The organism is Streptomyces sp. NPDC003027, assembly GCF_053591435.1.
In genome coordinates, this window is record NZ_JBSFTU010000015.1 from 103,054 (window position 1) to 124,337 (window position 21,284).

22 protein-coding genes are annotated in these 21,284 nt (G+C 72.2%); 18 read left to right on the top strand and 4 right to left on the bottom strand.

Annotation, left to right across the window (positions count from 1 at the left end; genetic code table 11):
• The first annotated feature begins 130 nt into the window (after window positions 1-130).
• The 7 genes from ACWDX6_RS13815 (at window position 131) to ACWDX6_RS13845 (ending at window position 5,439) form a co-directional block, all read left to right on the top strand.
• Window positions 131-886, top strand: a complete 756-nt coding sequence (locus ACWDX6_RS13815; protein ID WP_451485134.1) for an amino acid ABC transporter ATP-binding protein — start codon at window positions 131-133, stop codon at window positions 884-886.
• Window positions 887-929: 43 nt separating this feature from the next.
• Window positions 930-1,772, top strand: a complete 843-nt coding sequence (locus tag ACWDX6_RS13820; protein WP_451485135.1) for a glutamate ABC transporter substrate-binding protein — start codon at window positions 930-932, stop codon at window positions 1,770-1,772.
• Between the two features lie 10 nt (window positions 1,773-1,782).
• Window positions 1,783-2,448 carry an amino acid ABC transporter permease gene (locus tag ACWDX6_RS13825; RefSeq protein ID WP_451485136.1) on the top strand — a complete coding sequence of 222 codons (666 nt, stop codon included), beginning with the start codon at window positions 1,783-1,785 and terminating at the stop codon, window positions 2,446-2,448.
• Complete coding sequence (locus tag ACWDX6_RS13830; RefSeq protein ID WP_451485137.1) at window positions 2,445-3,359, top strand: amino acid ABC transporter permease; 915 nt, start codon at window positions 2,445-2,447, stop codon at window positions 3,357-3,359. The genes ACWDX6_RS13825 and ACWDX6_RS13830 overlap by 4 nt, the downstream gene beginning before the upstream one ends.
• Window positions 3,360-3,579: 220 nt before the next feature.
• The gene (nadE, locus tag ACWDX6_RS13835) at window positions 3,580-4,410 is read left to right on the top strand and encodes an ammonia-dependent NAD(+) synthetase (RefSeq protein WP_451485138.1); all 831 of its coding nucleotides are present in this window, start codon (window positions 3,580-3,582) and stop codon (window positions 4,408-4,410) included.
• A gap of 180 nt (window positions 4,411-4,590) precedes the next feature.
• Complete coding sequence (locus tag ACWDX6_RS13840; RefSeq protein WP_451485139.1) at window positions 4,591-4,980, top strand: VOC family protein; 390 nt, start codon at window positions 4,591-4,593, stop codon at window positions 4,978-4,980.
• Between the two features lie 54 nt (window positions 4,981-5,034).
• Window positions 5,035-5,439 (top strand): nuclear transport factor 2 family protein, encoded by a 405-nt coding sequence (locus ACWDX6_RS13845; protein WP_451485140.1) that lies wholly within the window; start codon window positions 5,035-5,037, stop codon window positions 5,437-5,439.
• Between the two features lie 93 nt (window positions 5,440-5,532).
• Here the strand turns inward: ACWDX6_RS13845 and ACWDX6_RS13850 are convergent, their stop codons facing one another.
• Window positions 5,533-6,501, bottom strand: coding sequence for an LLM class F420-dependent oxidoreductase (locus ACWDX6_RS13850; RefSeq protein ID WP_451485141.1), 969 nt, complete (start codon window positions 6,499-6,501; stop codon window positions 5,533-5,535).
• A gap of 175 nt (window positions 6,502-6,676) precedes the next feature.
• On the opposite strand from ACWDX6_RS13850, the gene ACWDX6_RS13855 reads away from it, so the two are divergent.
• Window positions 6,677-7,327: a UdgX family uracil-DNA binding protein gene (locus tag ACWDX6_RS13855; RefSeq protein ID WP_451485142.1), complete on the top strand. Its 651-nt coding sequence runs from the start codon at window positions 6,677-6,679 to the stop codon at window positions 7,325-7,327.
• A 221-nt stretch (window positions 7,328-7,548) separates the two neighbouring features.
• Window positions 7,549-8,799 carry a cytochrome P450 gene (locus ACWDX6_RS13860; protein ID WP_451485143.1) on the top strand — a complete coding sequence of 417 codons (1,251 nt, stop codon included), beginning with the start codon at window positions 7,549-7,551 and terminating at the stop codon, window positions 8,797-8,799.
• A 72-nt stretch (window positions 8,800-8,871) separates the two neighbouring features.
• Here the strand turns inward: ACWDX6_RS13860 and ACWDX6_RS13865 are convergent, their stop codons facing one another.
• Window positions 8,872-9,846 carry an acetylxylan esterase gene (locus ACWDX6_RS13865; protein WP_451485144.1) on the bottom strand — a complete coding sequence of 325 codons (975 nt, stop codon included), beginning with the start codon at window positions 9,844-9,846 and terminating at the stop codon, window positions 8,872-8,874.
• A 303-nt stretch (window positions 9,847-10,149) separates the two neighbouring features.
• Here ACWDX6_RS13865 and ACWDX6_RS13870 point away from each other — a divergent pair, with 303 nt between their 5' ends.
• The 4 genes from ACWDX6_RS13870 to ACWDX6_RS13885 all read left to right on the top strand — a co-directional run bounded on the left by ACWDX6_RS13870 (window position 10,150) and on the right by ACWDX6_RS13885 (window position 13,607).
• Window positions 10,150-11,253, top strand: a complete 1,104-nt coding sequence (locus ACWDX6_RS13870; protein WP_451485145.1) for a glycoside hydrolase family 5 protein — start codon at window positions 10,150-10,152, stop codon at window positions 11,251-11,253.
• A 94-nt stretch (window positions 11,254-11,347) separates the two neighbouring features.
• The gene (locus tag ACWDX6_RS13875) at window positions 11,348-12,646 is read left to right on the top strand and encodes an alpha/beta fold hydrolase (protein ID WP_451485146.1); all 1,299 of its coding nucleotides are present in this window, start codon (window positions 11,348-11,350) and stop codon (window positions 12,644-12,646) included.
• Window positions 12,647-12,714: 68 nt separating this feature from the next.
• Window positions 12,715-12,837 (top strand): hypothetical protein, encoded by a 123-nt coding sequence (locus tag ACWDX6_RS13880; RefSeq protein WP_451485147.1) that lies wholly within the window; start codon window positions 12,715-12,717, stop codon window positions 12,835-12,837.
• A gap of 17 nt (window positions 12,838-12,854) precedes the next feature.
• Window positions 12,855-13,607 carry a PIG-L deacetylase family protein gene (locus ACWDX6_RS13885; RefSeq protein ID WP_451485148.1) on the top strand — a complete coding sequence of 251 codons (753 nt, stop codon included), beginning with the start codon at window positions 12,855-12,857 and terminating at the stop codon, window positions 13,605-13,607.
• Between the two features lie 78 nt (window positions 13,608-13,685).
• Here the strand turns inward: ACWDX6_RS13885 and ACWDX6_RS13890 are convergent, their stop codons facing one another.
• On the bottom strand, window positions 13,686-14,462 hold the full coding sequence (locus ACWDX6_RS13890) for a VOC family protein (protein WP_451485149.1): 777 nt from the start codon (window positions 14,460-14,462) through the stop codon (window positions 13,686-13,688).
• 163 nt (window positions 14,463-14,625) lie between these two features.
• Window positions 14,626-15,576, bottom strand: coding sequence for an NAD(P)/FAD-dependent oxidoreductase (locus ACWDX6_RS13895; RefSeq protein ID WP_451485150.1), 951 nt, complete (start codon window positions 15,574-15,576; stop codon window positions 14,626-14,628).
• A 79-nt stretch (window positions 15,577-15,655) separates the two neighbouring features.
• On the opposite strand from ACWDX6_RS13895, the gene ACWDX6_RS13900 reads away from it, so the two are divergent.
• The 5 genes from ACWDX6_RS13900 (at window position 15,656) to ACWDX6_RS13920 (ending at window position 21,280) form a co-directional block, all read left to right on the top strand.
• A complete protein-coding gene (locus ACWDX6_RS13900; RefSeq protein WP_451485151.1) occupies window positions 15,656-16,240 on the top strand; it encodes a helix-turn-helix domain-containing protein in 585 nt (194 codons plus the stop codon).
• Between the two features lie 83 nt (window positions 16,241-16,323).
• Window positions 16,324-17,292, top strand: a complete 969-nt coding sequence (locus tag ACWDX6_RS13905) for an NADPH:quinone oxidoreductase family protein (protein ID WP_451485152.1) — start codon at window positions 16,324-16,326, stop codon at window positions 17,290-17,292.
• On the top strand, window positions 17,289-18,470 hold the full coding sequence (locus ACWDX6_RS13910) for an acyl-CoA dehydrogenase family protein (protein WP_451485153.1): 1,182 nt from the start codon (window positions 17,289-17,291) through the stop codon (window positions 18,468-18,470). The genes ACWDX6_RS13905 and ACWDX6_RS13910 overlap by 4 nt, the downstream gene beginning before the upstream one ends.
• Window positions 18,467-19,543 carry an acyl-CoA dehydrogenase family protein gene (locus ACWDX6_RS13915; protein ID WP_451485154.1) on the top strand — a complete coding sequence of 359 codons (1,077 nt, stop codon included), beginning with the start codon at window positions 18,467-18,469 and terminating at the stop codon, window positions 19,541-19,543. Before ACWDX6_RS13910 ends, ACWDX6_RS13915 begins: the two co-directional genes overlap by 4 nt.
• A 120-nt stretch (window positions 19,544-19,663) precedes the next feature.
• A complete protein-coding gene (locus ACWDX6_RS13920; protein ID WP_451485155.1) occupies window positions 19,664-21,280 on the top strand; it encodes an ABC transporter substrate-binding protein in 1,617 nt (538 codons plus the stop codon).
• Window positions 21,281-21,284 lie beyond the last annotated feature (4 nt).

Genomic DNA, 21,284 nt, shown 5'->3' on the forward strand with positions numbered 1-21,284 from the left:
CGCCGGCGGGGCCGGTCAGGCGGCCTCGCCCCGGAAGACGGGCCCGCCCCGGCGTGCGCGCGCGGCACGCAAGGCGGAGCATGAATCTGAAAGGGAGCGGTAATCGGGGGCGGTGACCCAGGAGGGTGCCATGCCCGTCCCGGTGAGCGACGACGCGCTCGTCGTGCTGCGGAACGTCGACAAGCACTTCGGCGCGCTCCATGTGCTCCAGTCCATCGACATGACGGTCGGACGCGGCGAGGTCGTCGTCGTCATCGGCCCCTCCGGCGGCGGGAAGTCGACGCTCTGCCGGGCCATCAACCGGCTGGAGACCATCGACTCCGGCGAGATCTTCATCGACGGCAAGCCCCTGCCCGAGGAGGGCCGGGAGCTCGCCGCCCTGCGCGCCGACGTCGGCATGGTGTTCCAGTCGTTCAACCTCTTCGCCCACAAGACCGTTCTCGAGAACGTCACCCTGGGGCAGATCAAGGTCCGCAAGAAGGACAAGAAGGAGGCCGAACGACGGGCCCGGCAACTCCTCGACCGGGTGGGCGTCGGCTCGCAGGCCGACAAGTACCCCGCCCAGCTCTCCGGCGGCCAGCAGCAGCGCGTGGCGATCGCGCGGGCGCTGGCCATGGAACCGAAGGTGATGCTCTTCGACGAGCCCACCTCGGCCCTCGACCCCGAGATGATCAACGAGGTGCTGGAGGTCATGCAGCAGCTCGCCCGTGACGGAATGACCATGGTCGTCGTCACCCACGAGATGGGATTCGCCCGCTCCGCCGCCAACCGCGTCGTCTTCATGGCCGACGGCCGGATCGTGGAGGAGACGACGCCGGACCAGTTCTTCAGCAACCCGCGCAGCGACCGTGCCAGGGACTTCCTGTCGAAGATCCTGCACCACTGAGCCACGACCGACGCGCGCCCAGAAGCCCCCAGGGGTGAAGACCATGAACCCGCGCAAGCTCACCAAGGCCGGTCTCGCCGCTGCCGCGGCGCTCGCCCTCTCCCTCACCGCGGCAGGCTGCGGCGACGGAGGGAACGGCGGAGCCGGCGCCGACCCCGACAGGATCACCGTCGGTATCAAGTTCGACCAGCCCGGCATCGGCCTGAAGACCCCGGACGGCACCTACACCGGCTTCGACGTCGACGTGGCCACCTACGTCACCCGGGAGCTCGGCCACGAACCCGGCGACATCGAATGGAAGGAGGCCAAGAGCGCCGACCGCGAGACCATGCTCCAGCGCGGCGACGTCGACTTCATCGCGGCCTCGTACTCGATCAACGACGAACGGGCCGAGAAGGTCGACTTCGCGGGACCGTATCTCCTGGCCCACCAGGACGTTCTCATCCGCGCGGACGACACCTCCATCACCAAGCCCGCGGACCTGAACAACAAGAAGCTCTGCTCGGTCACCGGCTCGACCTCGGCGCAGAACGTCAAGACGCGGCTCGCCCCGCAGGCCCAACTCCAGGAGTACGGCGGTTACTCGGAGTGCCTGACCGGTCTGGAGAACGGCGTCGTCGACGCACTCACCACCGACGACTCGATCCTCGCCGGCTACGCCGCACAGGACGAGTTCAAGGGCAAGTTCAAGCTCGCCGGCTTCAAACTGAGCAACGAGAACTACGGCATCGGCGTACAGAAGGGCAGTGAACTGAAGGCACGGATCAACACCGCCCTGGAGAAGATGGTCGCCGACGGTTCCTGGGACGCGGCCGTGAAGAAGAACTTCGGACCGGCCGGCTACAAGAACGAGCCCGCACCGAAGATCGGCGTCATCGTCAAGTGAGCAGGCCGACGTGTTCGACTTCCTCGAAGGTTACGACCTGCTGGGAGCCTTCTGGGTGACGGTGCAGCTCACCGTCTACTCCGCGATCGGCTCCTTGATCTGGGGGACGCTGCTGGCCGCCATGCGCGTCAGCCCCGTCCCCCTGATGCGGGGTTTCGGTGCCGCCTACGTCAACATCGTCCGCAACATCCCCCTCACGGTGATCATCGTCTTCACCTCGCTCGGCCTGTTCCAGACGCTCGGCGTCAGCCTGGGAGCCGAGGACTTCACCACCATCAACTTCCGGCTCGCCGTGCTCGGACTGATCGGCTACACCGCCGCCTTCGTCTGCGAGGCGCTCCGGTCGGGCATCAACACCGTGCCCGTCGGCCAGGTCGAGGCGGCCCGCGCCATCGGGCTCAACTTCCCGCAGGTGCTCCGGCTCATCGTGCTGCCCCAGGCCTTCCGCTCGGTGGTCGGCCCGCTCGCCAACGTGCTCATCGCCCTCACCAAGAACACCACCGTCGCCGCCGCCATCGGCGTCGCCGAAGCCGCCCTGCTGATGCGGGAGATGATCGAGAACGAGGCGCAGCTGATCCTCATCTCCGCGATCTTCGCCGTCGGCTTCATCTGCCTCACGCTCCCCACCGGCCTCTTCCTCGGCTGGCTGAGCAAGAAGGTGGCGGTGAGGCGATGAAGGAGCGGCCCACCGTTCTGTACGACGTCCCCGGACCCCGTGCCCGCCGGCGCGACGTCCTCTACACCGCGCTCTTCCTGGTGGCCCTCGCCGCGCTGATCTGGTGGGTGGTGCGGAGCCTCGCCGACAAGAACCAGCTCGCCTGGTCCAAGTGGGCGCCCTTCTTCACGGACTCCCGCAGCTGGACCACGTACATCCTCCCGGCCCTGGAGAACACCCTGATCGCCGCGGCGCTCGCCATGGCCATCGCCCTGCCCCTGGGCGCGCTGCTCGGCATCGGACGCCTCTCCGACCACCGGTCGGTGCGCGCCGCGGCCGGAACGGTCGTGGAGTTCTTCCGCGCCATCCCGGTCCTGATCCTGATGCTCTTCGCCAACGCCGCCTACTCCGAGTTCACCGACATCAGCCCGGAGACGCGCCCGCTGTACGCGGTGGTCACCGGACTCGTCCTCTACAACGCCTCGGTCCTCGCCGAGGTCGTCCGGGCCGGCATCCTCGCCCTGCCCACCGGCCAGACCGACGCGGCCAAGGCGATCGGCATGCGCAAGGGCCAGACCATGCGGTACGTCCTGCTGCCGCAGTCGGTCACCGCCATGCTCCCGGCGCTCGTCAGCCAGCTCGTCGTCATCGTCAAGGACACCGCGCTGGGCGGCGCGATGCTCGGCTTCTCCGAGCTCCTCGCCTCCGTCCGGCCGATGAGCGCGAACTACGGCGCCAACACCATCGCCAGCTTCACGGTCGTCGCCGTCATCTTCGTCGCCCTCAACTTCGTGCTCACCACCTTCGCCGCCCGGCTGGAGCGCGGGCTGCGGCGCGCCAAGAAGTCGACGGGCGCGGTGGTCGGCGCCGACGCGGTGGAGGAGCTGGCCAGGCCCGGCGAACACATGGGACCGGCCCGCGACGCGAAGTGATCGCGGAGGGTACGCACCCCGGGCCGGGCGGGGTCTCCCGGCGCGTACGGATCCCCGGCCGGGTGTGGTCCCGGCGCGTACGCACTGCCGGGCCGGGTGCGGTCTCCCGGCGCCCGAGGGTGGCGTGCCGCGGACCGGGCGCGCCGCATAGAGTCGACTCCGGCCCGGCTCGCAGCCCGGGCTCCCCTCGTACCGCCGACCCACCCCGAGGAGCATCCCCGTGACCGACCCGGCCGCCACCGCCGTGCAGCAGCAGATCGCCCGGGAACTGGAGGTTTCCGAGACGTTCGACCCGAGCGCCGAGATCGAGCGCCGGGTGGCCTTCCTCGCCGAGCGCCTCACCTCCACGGGGCTGCGCGCGCTCGTTCTCGGGATCAGCGGCGGTGTGGACTCCACGACCGCGGGCCGGCTCTGCCAGCTGGCCGTCGAGCGGGCCAGGGCCACCGGCCACGACGCGACCTTCTACGCCATGCGGCTGCCCTACGGCGTCCAGGCCGACGAGAAGGACGCCCAGCTCGCCCTCGGGTTCATCGCCGCGGACCGGGTCCTGACCGTGGACGTCAAGCCCGCGAGCGACGCGGCGCTGGCGGCCTGCCTCGCCGGGGGAGTGGCCTTCCGGGACGCCCACCACCAGGACTTCGTGCAGGGCAACATCAAGGCCCGGCAGCGGATGATCGCGCAGTACGCCGTCGCCGGAGCCCACGACGGCCTGGTCGTCGGCACCGACCACGCCGCCGAGGCGGTCTCCGGGTTCTTCACCAAGTACGGCGACGGCGCCGCCGACGTCGTCCCGCTGACCGGCCTCACCAAGCGTCGCGTCCGGGCCGTCGCGGAGGCCCTCGGCGCCCCGGCCGAGCTGGTGTGGAAGACCCCGACCGCCGACCTGGAGACCCTGGACCCGGGCAAGCCCGACGAGGACGCCCTCGGTGTGACCTACGACGACATCGACGACTTCCTGGAGGGCAAGCCGGTGACGGAGTCCGCCTTCGCCTCGATCGTCCGCCGCTACGAGCTCACCGACCACAAGCGCCGGCTGCCCATCGCCCCCTGAGGCGGCGGCCCCCGGCGAGCGCGCGGTCGGAGGTGCTCGGGGACGCGCGCGTCGCGTGACGTGGTCGGGTGATGTGGCGCGACCATCCGGCCGCCTCCGCGTGGCGAGGGCCGGGATGGCGCGCCGCGTGGTGTGCCCTGGAGGACGTCCACCGTCGCACGACCGGAAGGAATGACCTCCATGTTCGGACAGTCGGCCGCGTTCAGCGGCTTCTCGGTGAACGATCTCGACGAGGCCCGGCGCTTCTACGCCGACACGCTCGGCCTCCCGGTCGAGGAGAGCGGCGAGGGGGACATGCGGATGCTGTCCCTCACCCTCGGTACGGGGGCCAAGGTGTTCGTCTACCCCAAGGAGACGCACACTCCGGCGACCTTCACGATCCTCAACTTCCCCGTCGACGACATCGACGCGGCCGTGGAGGAACTCGGTCGGCGCGGGGTGACCTTGGAGCGCTACCCCGACTTCGAGGCGGACGACAAGGGCATCGTGCGGGACGAAGCCGCCGGTCTGGCCGTCGCCTGGTTCACCGACCCGGCCGGGAACATCCTCTCGGTGCTCCAGGAGAGGTGACGACTGCTACCCTCATGCGCACCTAGTCAAATAGTTGCCTATGGGGGCCCGCTGATGCACCCGTTCCGCAAGGCCGTCGAGGCCGACGACCACGCCGCCATCGAGGCCATGCTCGCGCGGGACGTCGTCTTCACCAGCCCCGTGGCCTTCCACCCGTACGAGGGCAAGGCGATCACCGCGTCGATCATCCGCGGGGTCGCCCGGGTCTTCACGGACTTCCGCTACGTCCGTGAGATCGCCGGGGCCGACGGCCGCGACCACGCGCTCGTCTTCACGGCGAAGGTCGGTGACAAGGAGATCAACGGCTGCGACTTCCTCCACATGGACGAGGAGGGAAGGATCGACGACTTCGTCGTCATGGTCCGGCCCCTCTCGGCGGCCGCGGCCCTGGCGGAGGCGATGGGCGCGCAGTTCGACCGGATCGCGGCGGAGGCGGCGGGAGCGGCCGAGGCGGGGTGACCGCCTGGTCGGCGAGCACCCCGTGGCGCACCTCGTGCCACGGGGCTGTCTGCCGCGTCGGGCGGGTCGGCCGTGCGGTCGGGGACGCGGACCTCAGAGCGCCGAGCGCAGCGCCGGGAGGAGTTCCCGCTCCGCCCAGTCGAGGTAGGGCCGCTGGTGCTCGCCGCCGATCTGGACCAGGGCGATCTCGGTGAAGCCGGCGTCGGCGTACGGCCGGACCGCCTCGACGAACGCGTCGACGTCCGAGCCGCAGGGGATCGACTCGGCCACGTCCTCGGGACGTACGAACTGGGTGGCGGCCGCGAAGCCCTCGGGGCCGGGCAGCTCGGAGTTCACCTTCCACCCGCCGCCGAACCAGCGGAACTGGTCGTGGGCGCGCTTCACCGCCGCGTCCCGGTCCGGGTCGTAGCAGATCGGCAGCTGGCCGACCCGCGGCTTGCCCGCCCCGCCGTGCCGGTCGAAGGCGTCGATGAGCTCGCTCTTCGGCTCCACGGCGATGACGAGGTCGGCGAGGCGCCCGGCGATCTCGCACGAGCGCTCCCCGGAGACCGCGACCCCGATCGGCGGCGGCTCGTCCGGCAGGTCCCACAGTCGCGCGTTCTCCACGTCGAAGTGGGTGCCGTGATGGTTCACGTTGCCGCCCTCGAACAGGGCGCGGATGATGCCGACGGCCTCCTCCAGCATCTCAAGACGGACGTGGGCGGCCGGCCAGCCCGCGCCCACCACATGCTCGTTGAGGTTCTCGCCCGAGCCCAGACCCAGCCGGAACCGCCCCTCGCTCAGCAGCTGCACGGTGGCGGCCTTCTGGGCGACGACCGCCGGGTGGTAGCGGACGGTCGGGCAGGTCACGTACGTCATCAGCGGGATCCGTGAGGTGGCCTGCGCGGCGGCGCCGAGCACGCTCCACGCGTAGGGGGCGTGCCCCTGCGACTCCAGCCAGGGGAAGTAGTGGTCGGAGGTCACGGAGAAGTCGAAGCCCGCCTCCTCGGCCCGCACCACATGCTCCACCAGGTCACGAGGGCCGGCCTGCTCGGTCATCATTGTGTATCCGATGTTCACCATGGTCCGCGCGTTGCCGGTGCCGAGGGCGCGAAACATCGGGGAGGCGCGCGCTGGTTTCCCGGCGTACGGCAGGGGAAGCCGCCGGTCGAGGAGCACACCGGGCCCCGGCGAGGCGGCGGCCGCTCCCGGGCACGACCGAGCACCGACCCCTACCCCGGCCAGGGAGTGTGGCGCGATGAGTGACACCGCTGTCGGCACCGGACAGGAGTACGACGCGGCTCCCTATCTGCCCGCGCGGGGCGGACTGGCGGCCTATCGCCGCGCCGCGGCCGAGTGCCGGGGCTGCCCGCTCTTCGCGAACGCCACCACGACCGTCTTCGGGCGCGGCGACCCCCACGCCCGCATGCTGCTCGTCGGGGAACAGCCCGGCGACCAGGAGGACCGCAAGGGCGAGGCCTTCGTGGGTCCCGCCGGGCGGCTGCTCGCGAAGGCGCTGCGGGAGGCGGGGATCGACGAGGAGGGCGTGTACCTCACCAACGCGGTCAAGCACTTCAAGTTCACCCAGTCCGGTCCGGGCAAGCGACGGATCCACAAGGCGCCGAGCCTGCGCGAGATGACCGCCTGCCGGCCCTGGCTGGAGGCCGAACTGCGGCTCGTCGACCCCAAGGTGGTGGTCGTCCTCGGCGCGACGGCCGGGAAGGCCGTCCTCGGGCGCTCCTTCCGCGTGGGCGCCGACCGCGGTGCGCTGCTCCCCCTGCCGGGCGTGGACGGCGGCCCCCAGGTGGTGGCGACGCTCCACCCCTCGGCCGTCCTGCGCGCCGACGACCGCGAGGCCGCGTACGCGGGGCTCGTCGCCGACCTGCGGGTGGCGGCCGGCGCGCTGTGAGGCCGGTCCGTCCCAGCACGGGTGGGGCGTCCGGGGCGGGCCCACCGGACGTGAGCGGTGGATCCCCGGCGGGCCGACGGCTCGCGGGGCGCGGCCCGGAGCGCCCGCCCGCTCGCGAACGGGTCAAACCCGCCGCCCGCGAACGGGTGAAAGAGGAGCGGCCCCCGGGTGGTCCGCCGCCACGGACGACTGTTTCCCGGCGCGGAGGGCACCCGGCGGGCATGGCCCCCATGACACTCGACAGCACCGCCGCCCTGCTCCTCAAGGGCTACGCCTGGCTGCCCGACCGGCGTCGCCGCACCGGCGGGGCGCCCGTGCGCACCCGGCTCCTGGGGCGGCCCGCCATCGCCCTGCACGGCCCCGAAGCCGTCCGCTTCTTCTACGACGAGCAGCACGTCCGCCGCCACGGCGCCCTGCCGGGGCCGGTCCTGGACACCCTCTTCGGACGCGGCGCCGTCCACACGCTCGACGGCGAGGACCACCGCGTGCGCAAGGCCCTGTTCATGACCGAGCTCACCGGGCCCGCGGCCGTCGCCGAGCTGGTCGACATGGTCCGGGCGGAGTGGCAGCGGGCCTTCGCCCCGCCGCACGGCCGGGAGGTCGTCCTCTTCGACGAGGCCGCGCTCGTCCTGGCCCGCGCCGTCTGCGCCTGGACGGGACTCCCGCTCACCGAGGAGCAGACCCGCCGCATGGCCCAGGACTGCGTCGCCATGGTCGACGGGTTCGCCACGCCGGGTCCCCGCCATCTGAGGGCCCGGCGGGCCCGCGGCCGCCAGGAGGAGGCCCTGGCGGGCCTGGTGGAGGAAGCCAGGGCCGGTGCGACGCGCGCCCCGGCGACCCCGTTCGACGCGGTGGTGCGCCACCGCGACGCCGACGGCGCGCTCCTGGACGCGCGCACCGCGGCCGTCGAGCTCCTCAACATCGTGCGGCCCACCGTCGCCATCGCGTGGTTCGTCACCTTCGCCGCCCACGCCATGGACCGCTGGCCCGAGCAGCGGCATCTGCTGCGCGAGGACGACGGTTCTTACGCGGAGCCGTACACCGAGACGTACGCCGAACCCTTCGCCCACGAGGTCCGGCGCTTCTACCCCTTCGCGCCGTTCGTCGGCGGCCTCGCCGCCACCGACCTGTGGTGGCAGGGGGAGCACGTTCCCGAGGACACCCTCGTGCTGCTCGACCTCTACGGCCAGAACCACGACCCGGAGCTGTGGCACGACCCGTACCGCTTCGACCCGGAGCGCTTCCTGCGCCCGGCGCCGCACCGCGACGAGCTGATCCCGCAGGGCGGCGGCGACGCCAAGAGCGGCCATCGGTGCCCCGGCGAGGACATCACCGTCGCCGTCCTGGCCGCGCTCTCGACCGAACTGGCCCGGCTGGAGTGCTCCGTTCCGGAGCAGGACCTCAGGATCCCCCTCCACCGCGTTCCCACCCGCCCCCGCAGCGGCTTCCGCCTCGTCCCCCACCCCGCCTGACGCCCACCGCGACACGGTCCTCGCTTCCGGGCACCCGCTGAACGCGGCGGACCCGGCGCCCCCGGCCCCATGTCACCCGGCCCGCAGGCGGCCCGGCAGCCAGCGCAGTTGGGCCGCCTGCTGGAAGGGGCCGCCGCCCTCGTGGTCGTTGAAGTCGTACACCTCGATGTGCTTGTCGTCGTGGGCGTACGCGTGGAAGGCCGCGAACACCGTCGACGGCGGGCACGTCAGGTCCTCCAGCGCCGTCGAGAAGAGCGCCGGGGCCGTGGCGCGGGCGGCGAAGTGGACCCCGTCGAAGTAGGCCAGCGTGCGCCCGACCTGCTCCGTGCGGCCGCGGTGCGTCTTGAGGTAGTCGCCTATCTCGCGGTAGGGCGCGCGGTCGGTGAGCGTCGTCGCGCGGGGGAAGTCGCACAGGAACGGCACGTCCGGTGCGACGGCCACCAGGTCGCGGACCAGGCCGGCGACGGCCAGGGTGATGCCGCCGCCCTGGCTCACCCCGGTCACCGCCGTGCGGGACGCGTCCACCAGCGGGTGCGAGCGGGCGGCCTCCACGGCGCGGACGGCGTCGGTGAACACCCGCCGGTAGTAGTACGCGTACGGGTCCTCCACGCCTCGTGTCATGAAGCCCGGGTACGAGGGCCCGCTGCCCACCGGGTCGGGGGTGTCGCCGTTCGCCCAGCCGCTTCCCTGGCCCCGGGTGTCCATCACGAAGTGCGCGAACCCCGCGGAGCCCCAGAGCAGATGGGTGTGGGGCAGGCCGCGGCCACCGCCGTACCCGATGAACTCCACCACCACCGGCAGGGGTTCGGACGCGTTCGCGGGCAGGACGAACCAGCCCTTGACCGGATGCCCGCCGAATCCGGCGAAGGTCACGTCGTACACCCGCACCGTCGCGAGCCCGGTCTCGACCGGCTCGAAGCGCGCGTCGAGTCCATGGCCCCGCGCCTCGTCGAGCGTCCCGGTCCAGAAGGCGTCGAAGTCCTCCGGCTCCTCGGACGTGCTGCGGTACGCGCGGAGTTGGTCGAGGGACAGATCGAACCGGGACATGCCACCGCCTTGTTCGCGAGGGGCTGTGTCCAGCCCCCTGACCGGTCGCTCCGGTCATCGCCCCCACCGTACGTGTCCCCAGGCGGAGTTCATACGTGTGAACGAAAAGTGCGTGCCGGCTCACGCGTCCGCGCCCGAATCGAACGCGACCAAGTCGCGGCCCCCTCGGGCGTACGCCGCCCCGGGCGGTCGGCAACCGGCTGAACACCGTCTCGTGTCATGACCCTTGCGGGTCTCTCCGTCCGGCTGCTATTCCTTCGTTAGGAAAGTTTCCTTCCAATCCATCGTTCCGTGGAGACCCCCATGACATCGGCACGATCGACACGTCTCGGCCCGCGCTCCCTGGCCGCCACCGGCACCGGCGTGGCCGCCCTGCTCCTCGGCCTCGCCGCCGCACCGCCCGCCGCGGTCGCCACCCCCTCCGCCCCCGCCGCGGAGGCGAGGACCTCCGCCGCTCCGCCCGCCGGTACCCCGGCCGCGGTCAACGGACAGCTCAAGGTCTGCGGCACCAAGCTCTGCAACCGGTACGGCAACCCCATCCAGCTGCGCGGCATGTCCAGTCACGGCACCCAGTGGTACGGCCGATGCCTGACCGGCGGCTCCCTCGACGCCCTCGCGAAGGACTGGAAGGCCGACGTCCTGCGGGTCTCCACCTACGTCCAGGAGGGGGGATACGAGACCGACCCGCGCAAGTACACCGACCTCGCCCACTCGCTCATCGAGCAGGCCACCGCGCGCGGGATGTACGTGATCGTCGACTGGCACATGCTCGACCCCGGCGACCCGCACCACAACCTCGCCCGCGCCAAGACCTTCTTCACCGAGATCGCCCAGCGCCACGGCGCCAAGACCAACCTGCTCTACGAGATCGCCAACGAGCCCAGCGGCGTCTCCTGGTCCCGGATCAAGAGCTACGCCGAGCAGCTCATCCCGGTCATCCGCGCCAAGGACGCCGAGACCCCGATCCTGGTCGGCACGCGCGCGTGGTCCTCGCTCGGCGTCTCCGAGGGCGCCGACGAGTCCGAGATCGTCGCCAACCCGGTGCGGGCCTCCAACATCATGTACACCTTCCACTTCTACGCGTACTCGCACCGGGACGCGTACCTGAACACCCTCTCCCGCGCCGCCGGCAAGCTGCCCCTCTTCGTCACCGAGTTCGGCACCCAGAACTACGCCGGTGAGGGCGCCGACGACTTCGCCATGTCCCAGCGCTTCCTCGACCTGATGGCCGCGAAGAAGATCAGCTGGGTCAACTGGAACTTCTCCGACGACCACCGCAGCGGCGCCGTCTTCAAGTCCGGCACGTGCTCCGGCAACGGACCGTGGGCGGGTACCACCTCGCTCAAGCCCGCCGGGGTCTGGATCCGGGACCGGATCAGGACGGCCGACGACTTCCCGACCTCCTGACCGCGCCTCCCCACCGCACTGCCGCATCCTGCTTCGGTACGCCCCCGCCCTGTGGTCCACTGTCCGGGCGGGGGCGTATCGAACAGGAGCAGCGTTGACCAGTTACCGACAGCCCGGCCTCGTCCTCACCGACCATCGCTTCGCCGTCCCGCTCGACCACGCCCGGCCCGAAGGCGAGCAGATCGAGGTGTACGCCCGCGAGGCCGTCGCGAGCGACAAGGCGGGAGCGGACCTGCCGTGGCTCGTGTACCTGGAGGGCGGCCCCGGCTTCGGAGCCCGCCGTTTCATCGGCCCGCGGGCCTGGCTCGCCCGGGCCGTCCAGGAGTTCCGCGTCCTCCTCCTGGACCAGCGCGGCACCGGCAACTCCACCCCCGCCAACCGCCAGACGCTTCCCCTGCGCGGCACACCGAGCCGGCAGGCCGACTACCTCACCCACTTCCGGGCCGACTCCATCGTCAAGGACTGCGAGCTGATCCGGCAGCGCCTCACCGGCGGCGCCCCCTGGACCGTCCTCGGCCAGAGCTTCGGCGGCTTCTGCGCCACCCACTACCTCTCCACCGCCCCCGAAGGGCTGAACACCGTCCTCGTCACCGGCGGCCTGCCCTCCCTGTACGCCACCGCCGACGAGGTCTACCGCGCCGCCTTCCCCCGTATGCGGCGCAAGACCGAGGCCCACTACGCCCGCTACCCGCAGGACGTCGAACGCGCCCGCCGGATCGCCGCCCACCTCATGGAGGGCCCGGTCACCCTCCCGAACGGCGGACTGCTCACCCCGCGCTCCTTCCAGTCCCTCGGCAACCTCCTCGGCAGCGGCGAGGGCACCCACCAGCTCCACCACCTCCTGGAGGACGCCTTCGTCCCGACACCGGCCGGCCCCGCCCTGTCGGACGCCTTCCTGGAGAACGTGCAGGCCCTCCTCTCGTACGCCGGACACCCGCTGTACGCCCTGCTCCACGAAGCGTGCTACGCCCAGGGGCAGGCCCCCACCGCCTGGGCCGCCGAACGCGTCCGCGCCGACTTCCCCGCGTTCGATCCCGAGAAGGCCCTGGCCGGCGACGACCCGCTCCTGTTCACCGGCGAGGCCGTCCACCCCTGGCACTTCGAGACCGACCCGGCCCTGCGCCCGCTGTGCGAGACCGCCCACCTCCTCGCCGAACGCGCCGACTGGACGCCGCTGTACGACCCCGCGCGGCTGGCCGCCAACGAGGTCCCCGTCGCCGCCGTCGTCTACCACGACGACCTGTTCGTGGACACCGCCCACTCCCTGGAGACCGCCGGCGCCGTCCGGGGCCTGCGGACCTGGGTGACCGACGAGTTCGAGCACGACGGCGTACGGGCGGGCGGACCGCGCGTCCTCGACCGGCTGCTCGCCCTCGCACGGGGAGAGATCTGACCGTCCAGGGACAGGATCGGCCGCGCGCGAAAACCGGCGCGCTGTTCGCGGCCGACGCGATCGACCCGGTGGCGGCCCTGGTCCGCGCGCAGCGGCTCGCGGCCGCCCTCGCGGCCCGCCGCGGCCTCGACCCGGACCGGCCCCGGCACGTGTCCCGCTCGGTGATCCTCTCCGGACCGGCCCCCGTGTGAGCCCGTATCCTGCGCCCATGATCGACACGAACACCCCGCCGCTCGAAGAGATGCCGGGCGACTGGCAGCGCGCCCTCGCGGTCGTCGCCCACCCCGACGACCTCGAGTACGGCTGCGCCGCCGCCGTCGCCGGCTGGACGGACGCCGGCAAGGAGGTCGCCTATGCGCTCGCCACGCGGGGCGAGGCCGGGATCGACTCCCTGGACCCCGCTGCCTGCGGTCCGTTGCGCGAACAGGAGCAGAGGGACAGCGCGGCCGTCGTCGGCGTGTCCGCGGTGGAGTTCATGAACCACCGGGACGGGATGATCGAGTACGGTCTCGGCCTGCGCCGGGACATCGCGGCGGCGATCCGCCGCCACCGCCCGGAGCTGGTCGTCACCCTCAACCACTGGGACACCTGGGGCCCGGCGGTCGGCGGCGCCTGGAACACCCCCGACCATGTCGCGGTCGGGCGCGCCACGCTGGACGCGGCGGGCGACGCGGGCAACCGCTGGATCTTCCCGGAGCTGGTCGAGCAGGGCCTGGAGCCGTGGGACGGGGTCCGCTGGGTCGCGGTCGCCGGCTCGACCACCCCGACCCACGCCGTCGACGCCACCCCCGGCTTCGAGCGCTCCGTCCACTCCCTCCTCGCCCACCGCGCCTACATCGAGGCGCTCACCGACGAGGACCCCGAGGAGTACGTCCGCACCTTCCTCGCCGCCAACAACGACCGCTTCGCATCCCGTTTCGGCGGCCGCCCGGCGGTCGCGTTCGAGGTGTTCCCCCGCTGAGCCGCGCGGCCGGGGTGTTGTCAGTGCCGTGATGCGGCGTCGCGACGGGCCCCGCGGGTGACAGGGCGCGTCGCGGGTCTACATCGGCGGGGCCGGCTTGATGACGGCGAACGCGGCGCCGAAGGGGTCGGCCAGCCAGGCGATCCGGCCCACGTCCGGGACGTCCGCCGCGGGCATGAGGACCGAGCCGCCGCTGCCCTGGGTCCGGGCGACGGTCTCGTCGGTGTCCGCGACCCCGAAGTAGGGGATCCAGCGCGCCTCCCCGCCGTCCAGGAGCTCGGCGATCCCGCCGAACGACCTGTCCTCCTGGTCACCCTCGGCGGTGGACACCACCCGGTAGGTCATGCCGGGTGCCTCCATCTCCTGGGACCGCCAGCCGAACAGCTTTCCGTAGAAGTCCAGCGCGGCCCGCGGGTCGGCGACATGCAGCTCGGTCCAGCACAGGGTGTTGTCGTCGGAGGTCTTCTCCAGGCCCTTGACCGTGGCGGGCTGCCACACGGCGAAGTCGGCGCCGCCCGGGTCCGTCAGCTGGGCCATCCGGCCGACGTCCATGACGTCGAAGGGCTCGGTGCGCACGGTGCCGCCGTTCTGCTCGGCGGCCCGCGCCGTGGCGTCGGCGTCGGGCGACTGGAAGTACACCGTCCAGGCGGAGTCCGCCCCCTCCTCGGTGAGCGGTCCGAGGGCCGCGACCGTCCTGCCGTCCAGCTTGAAGAAGCCGTAGCCGCCGGCGTCCGGGCCGGCCGACTCGAAGCCCCAGCCGAAGACGCCGGTGTAGAACGCGGCGGCGGCCGACGTGTCGGGGCTGCCCAGATCGAGCCAGTTGGGGGAGCCCTTGGTGAAGTCCGTACCGAGCATGTGGTCTGTCCCGTCTTTCCGCTTCCGGAGGCTGTCCGGCCACCATCTGTCCGGCCACCATCGCCGATCCTCGCCGGGGCGCCCCTGCCCCGCAGCCGCAGCGCCCCGGTTTCATCCGCACGGCCCAGCCCCCGTCGGGGGGAGGGACGACAGCAGGCGGCGGTCAGCTCGGGGACGCCGCCCTCCGGTCCAGATCGCTCATGATCAGCTCCGCGTTGATCGCCACGCCCGCCCGGTACCCCCCGCTCGCCGCGTTGATCACCTGCTCCTGGGCGCCGACGGCGTTCCCCGCCGCCCACACCCCGGGCACGCTGGTCCTCCCCGTCTCGTCCACCGCCACGAACGGGCCCAGGGGAGTGTCCCGCGTGGCGGCGCCGAGCGCGGTCAGCAGCTCGTCCCGCGGCGCCATGCGGCCGCCGACGAAGACCACGGACCGCTCGAAGACCCTCCCGTCCGCCATCCGTACGCCCGTCAGCCGGTCCTCCTCCACGACCAGGCCGGCCACCTCGCCCGCCACCACCGTGATGCCGGCCGCCGCGACCCGCGCCCGGTCGGTCTCGGACAGAGGTGCGGCGGTGTGCTGGAAGAGCGTCACGTCGTCGGACCACTGCGAGACCATCAGGGCCTGGTGCGCGCCCATGACCGGGTGGGCGATCACCCCGAAGGGCTGGTCGCGGACCTCCCAGCCGTGGCAGTACGGGCAGTGCAGCACCTCCCGGCCCCACCGTTCGGCGACCCCGTCGATCTCCGGAAGCTCGTCCACCAGACCGGTGGTGACGACCAGCCGCCGCGCCCGTACCGTACGCGCGCCGTCGACCGTCACCTCGAAGCCGTCCGCGCCGTCCGGGACCGCGCCCGTCACCCTTCCGGCCGTCCACTCCACGCCGTACGCGGCGATCTCCCGCCGCCCCGCCTCCAGGAACTCCGCCGGGCTCATCCCGTCCCGGGAGAGGTAGCCCTGCATATGGGCGGCCGGAGCGTTGCGCGGTTCGCCCGCGTCCACCACCAGCGTCCTGCGCCGGGACCGGCCCAGGACCAGGGCGGCGCTGAGACCCGCCGCGCCACCGCCGACCACCACCACGTCGTACTGTCGAGACCGCTCGTGTTCGCTCATGCCCCCGACCTTCGCGCCACCGCCCTCGGATTGACAAACTTTCTTGCTGCTTCTGCAATGAATCCACGACTATGGATCCATGACTGAGGACGAACGCATCGACGCGGTGCTGAACGACGTCGGACCACGACTGCGCCGCATCCGGCGCGAGCGCGGGGCCACTCTGGGTGATCTCTCCGCCTCCACCGGCATCTCCGTGAGCACGCTCTCCCGCCTGGAGTCGGGCCGGCGCAGACCCAGCCTGGAGCTACTGCTCCCCATCGCCCGCGCCCACCAGGTGCCGCTCGACGAGCTGGTCGGCGCGCCGCCGGTCGGCGACCCGCGCGTCCGGGCCAAGCCGATCGTGCGGCACGGCCGCACGATGTACCCGCTCACCCGCCAGCCCGGCGGGTTGCAGGCGTACAAGGTCGTGCAGGAGAAGTCCGCCGAGGAGCCGGACCCGCGCGTCCACGAGGGGTACGAGTGGCTCTATGTGCTCTCCGGGAAGCTGCGCCTCGTGCTCGGCCAGCACGACGTCGTACTGGCGGCCGGGGAGGCGGCCGAGTTCGACACGCGCGTTCCGCACTGGTTCGGGCAGGCCGGCGACGAGCCCGTGGAGTTCCTGAGCCTGTTCGGGCCGCAGGGCGAGCGGATGCATGTGCGCGCTCGACCGAAGAAGTCCTGAGTCCGAGGTTCCACCAGCTGCAAGCGACCGCTTAGTATGCCAACCGACCGCGCAGTACGGACGACGGCTGGTGGAGGACCTCCATGCAGGCATGGCGAGTGCACGAAAACGGCGAGCCGGGCGAGGTGATGCAGCGCGACGAGGTGGACGTGCCCACGCCCGGCGAGGGGCAGCTCCTCCTCAAGGTGCGCGCCGCGAACATCAACTTCCCCGACGCCCTGCTCTGCCGGGGGCAGTACCAGGTCCGGCCGCCGCTGCCCTTCACCCCCGGCGTGGAGGTCTGCGGCGAGACCGAGGACGGGCGCCGGGTGATCGCCACCCCCTCCCTCCCGTACGGCGGCCTCGCCGAGTACGCCGTGGCGGATGCCGCGGCGGTGCTCCCGGCCCCCGACGCCCTGGACGACGCGGAGGCCGCAGCCCTCCACATCGGCTACCAGACCGGCTGGTTCGGACTGCACCGCCGCGCCGCCCTGAAGGAGGGCGAGACCCTCCTCGTGCACGCCGCCGCCGGCGGGGTCGGCAGCGCCGCCGTGCAGCTCGGCAAGGCGGCCGGTGCCACCGTCATCGGCGTGGTCGGCGGAGCCGACAAGGCCGACGTCGCCCGTCGGCTGGGCTGTGACGTCGTCGTCGACCGGCGCGCCCAGGACGTCGTCGCCGCGGTGAAGGAGGCCACCGGCGGCCGGGGCGCCGACGTGATCTACGACCCCGTCGGCGGCGAGGCCTACGCGCAGTCCGCCAAGGTCGTCGCCTTCGAGGGCCGGATCGTGGTCGTCGGCTTCGCGAGCGGTGCCATTCCCTCCCCGGCCCTCAACCACGCCCTGGTCAAGAACTACTCGATCCTCGGCCTGCACTGGGGCCTGTACAACCTCAAGGACCCGGCCGCGATCCTGCGCTGCCACGACACGCTCACCGGCTACGCCGCCAAGGGGCTGATCAAGCCGCTGGTCACCGAGCGGGTCCCGTTCGCCGGGGCGGCGGACGCCGTGCAGCGCGTCGCCGAGGGCGTCACCACCGGCCGTCTGGTCGTTCTCCCGGAAGGAGCCGGCGCATGACGGACGCCGCCGAACTGCTCGACCGCACCCGGCGGTTGCTCGCCGAGCACCCGCCCGCCACCACCGAGCGCACCGACTTCCTGCGCGCCCGCTTCGACGCCGGACTCGCCTGGGTCCACTACCCCGTCGGTCTCGGCGGACTCGACGCACCCCGCTCGCTCCAGGCCGTCGTCGACGCCGAACTGACCGCCGCCGAAGCGCCCGACAACGACCCCCGCCGCATCGGCATCGGCCTCGGCATGGCCGCGCCGACCCTCCTCGCCTACGGCTCGGACGAGGTCAAGCGGCGCTTTCTCCGGCCGCTCTGGGTGGGCGAGGAGGTCTGGTGCCAGCTCTTCAGCGAGCCCGGCGCCGGCTCCGACCTCGCCGCGCTCGGCACCCGGGCGGTCCGGGACGGCGACGAGTGGGTGGTCGACGGCCAGAAGGTCTGGACGTCCAGCGCGCACGTCGCCCGCTGGGCCATCCTCATCGCCCGCACCGACCCCGACCTGCCCAAGCACCGCGGCATCACGTACTTCATCTGCGACATGTCGCACCCCGGTGTGGAGGTGCGCCCGCTGCGCCAGATCACCGGTGAGGCCGAGTTCAACGAGGTCTTCCTCACCGGCGTCCGCATCCCCGACACCCACCGCCTGGGCGAGATCGGCGACGGCTGGCGGGTCGCCCAGACGACCCTGATGAACGAGCGCGTCTCGATCGGCGGCGCCCGCATCCCCCGCGAGGGCGGCATGATCGGCCCCGTCGCCACGGTCTGGCGCGAGCGTCCCGAACTGCGCACCCACGACCTGCACCGGCGCCTGCTCGACCTCTGGGTGGACTCCGAGGTGGCCAGGCTCACCGGCGAGCGGCTGCGCCAGCAGCTCGTCGCCGGACAGCCGGGACCCGAGGGCAGTGCGATGAAACTCGGCTTCGCCCGGCTCAACCAGGCCATCAGCGGCCTGGAGGTCGAACTCCTCGGCGACGAGGGGCTGTTGTACGAGGACTGGACGATGCGCCGCCCCGAACTGGTCGACTTCACCGGCCGCGACGCCGGCTACCGCTATCTGCGCTCCAAGGGCAACTCCATCGAGGGCGGTACGACCGAGGTCCTCCTCAACATCGTCGCCGAACGTGTCCTCGGCCTGCCCGCCGAGCCCCGCAACGACAAGGACGTCGCCTGGAAGGACCTCGCCCGATGACTGACCTCCTCTACTCCGAATCAGAGGACGACCTGCGCGCGGCGGTCCGCTCGCTGCTCGCCGAACGGGCCGGCTCGCAGACGCTGCTCGGCCTGGTCGAGAGCGGCAGCCCCTACGTCCCCGGGCTGTGGAAGTCCCTCGCGGGCGAGATCGGCGCCGCGGGACTTCTCGTACCCGAGAAGCTCGGCGGGCAGGGCGCGAGCCACCGCGAGGCGGCCGTCGTCCTGGAGGAGCTGGGCCGCGCGGTGACCCCGGCGCCGTACCTCACCAGCGCGGTGGTGGCCACCGAGACGCTGCTCGCGCTGGACGCGGAGGAGGGCCCGGTCGCCGAGCTGCTCGGCGACCTCGCGGCCGGCCGGACGGTGGCGGTGCCGGCCCTGCCGCTGTCGACGGGGCCCGCCGGCCCCGCGCCCACCGCCCGTACGGTCGCCGGGGTCGCGGACGCCGTCCTCGCCGACGTGTTCCTGGTGGCGCGCGCGGACGGCCTGCACGCCGTCCCGGCCGCCGAGGCCACCGTCGAGCCGCAGACACCGCTCGACCTCACCCGCCCTCTGGCGAAGGTGACCACGGCCGAGGGGACCGGCACGCTCCTGGCCGGCGCCGACGCCGCCCGCGCGGCGATCGCGCGCGGCCTCCTCGCCGGCGCCGGGCTGCTGGCGTCGGAGCAGCTCGGGCTCGCCGCCTGGTGCCTGGAGGAGACCGTCCGCCACACCCGCGAGCGGTACCAGTTCAACCGGCCCGTCGGCTCCTTCCAGGCGCTCAAGCACCGGATGGCGCAGCTCTGGCTGGAGATCGTGAACGCCCGCGCGGCGGCCCGCGCCGCCGCCGACGCCCTGGCCACCGGCAACCCCGACGCGCCGCTGACGGTCGCCGTCGCCCAGGCGTACTGCTCGAAGGTGGCCGTCCACGCGGCCGAGGAGTGCGTGCAGCTGCACGGCGGCATCGGCATGACCTGGGAGCACCCCGCGCATCTCGCGCTCAAGCGGGCCAAGGCCGATCAGATCGCGCTCGGCTCGGCGGGGCAGCACCAGGACGCGATCGCCGCCCTGGTCGGCCTGCCGGCACCGGCGTGAGGCCGCGGAGGCGCGCCTTCCCGCCACAGTAAGGGGCCCATGTGCCCACACCCCTTTACATACTGTTTAATTGCGAGTCGTTCGCAACAACGGTCGATCTTCAAGAGGGGTGTGGGCACCATGACCGCCCGATCCATACGCGGCGCCGCCGCCGTGACGCTGGCCGGAACCCTGGCCCTCACCGCGGCGGCCTGCTCGAACCCCGGCGGCTCCGCCGCGGGCTCCGGCGGCCCCAAGGATTCCGCGGTCGTCGGCATCGCCTACGAGCCCGACACCCTCAGCCCCCTCCTCGGGTACGGCAAGGACGGCAACTCCAAGATCTTCGACGGGCTCCTCGCCTTCGACGCGTCCATGAAGCTGCGGCCCGCCCTCGCCGTGGCGCTGCCCCAGGTGAGCGCCGACGGACTCACGTACACCTACAAGCTGCGCCCGGGCGTGAAGTTCAGCGACGGACAGCCGTTCTCGGCCAAGGACGTCGTCTTCACCTACAGGACGATCCTCGACCCGAAGACCAACAACCCCTCCAGGACCGAACTCGACGCCCTCAAGTCCGTCGAGGCCGTCGGCGAGGACACCGTCGTCTTCACCCTGAAGTACCCCTACGCCCCCTTCGCCGAGCGGACCGTCCTCGCCATCGCCCCGGAACACGTCGCGGCGAAGCAGGACGTCAACTCCGGCCCGTTCACCACCAGGCCGATCGGCACCGGACCGTACGTCCTCACCGACTGGTCCAAGGGCGAGAAGCTCAGCTTCAAGGCGAACCCCGGCTACTGGGGCGGCGCCCCGCAGGTCAAGAAGTTCACCATGGCGATCATCAAGGACGACGACGTCCGCGCCACCCGGCTGCGCGCAGGGGACCTCGACGGCGCCATCCTGCCGCCCAACCTCGCCGCCGGGTTCAAGAACGACAGGGCGAAGAAGACCTACGCCGCCACCACGTACGACTACCGCACGGTCACCCTGCCGACCCACAACAAGGTCACCGGTGACATCGCGGTCCGCCGCGCCCTCGACATCGCCGTCGACCGCCAGGCCATGGTCGACCAGATCCTCGAAGGCGCCGGAAAGGCCGCCTACGGGCCCGTCCCCACCGACAGCGAGTGGTTCGCCAAGGGCACCGAGCGCCGCCACGATCTCGCCGGCGCCCGGAAGATCCTCGACGAGGCCGGCTGGAAGCCGGGCCCCGACGGCATCCGCGTCAAGAACGGCGTACGGGCCGAGTTCCCGCTCTGGTACCTCTCCGGCGACAAGCTCCGCCAGGACCACGCCCTCGCCTACGCCTCCGACGCCAAGAAGGCCGGCATCGGCATCAAGACCCAGGGCGGCACCTGGGAGGTCATCGAGCCGCGGATGAAGACCGACGCCGTCCTCGCCGGTGGCGGCTCGCCCGGTGACCCCGACTTCGACCAGTACCTGCTCCTGAACTCCACCCTCGGCGGCGACGGCTTCAACAACATGGCCTGGTACGACAACAAGACCGTCGACCGGGCCCTGGAGGACGGCCGCCGCACCGACGACCCCGTCAAGCGCCGGGCCGCGTACGACACCGTCCAGCGCGAACTGGTGAAGAACCCCGGATACACCTTCCTCACCCACATCGACCACCTCTACGTCGTCGACGACCGGTGGGACGGCCTGACCACCCAGACTGAGCCGCACGACCACGGCCTCGCCGCCGGCCCCTGGTGGAACGTCGAGGCCTGGAAGCCGAAGACCGCCGGAGAGACGAAGAAGTGAGCCG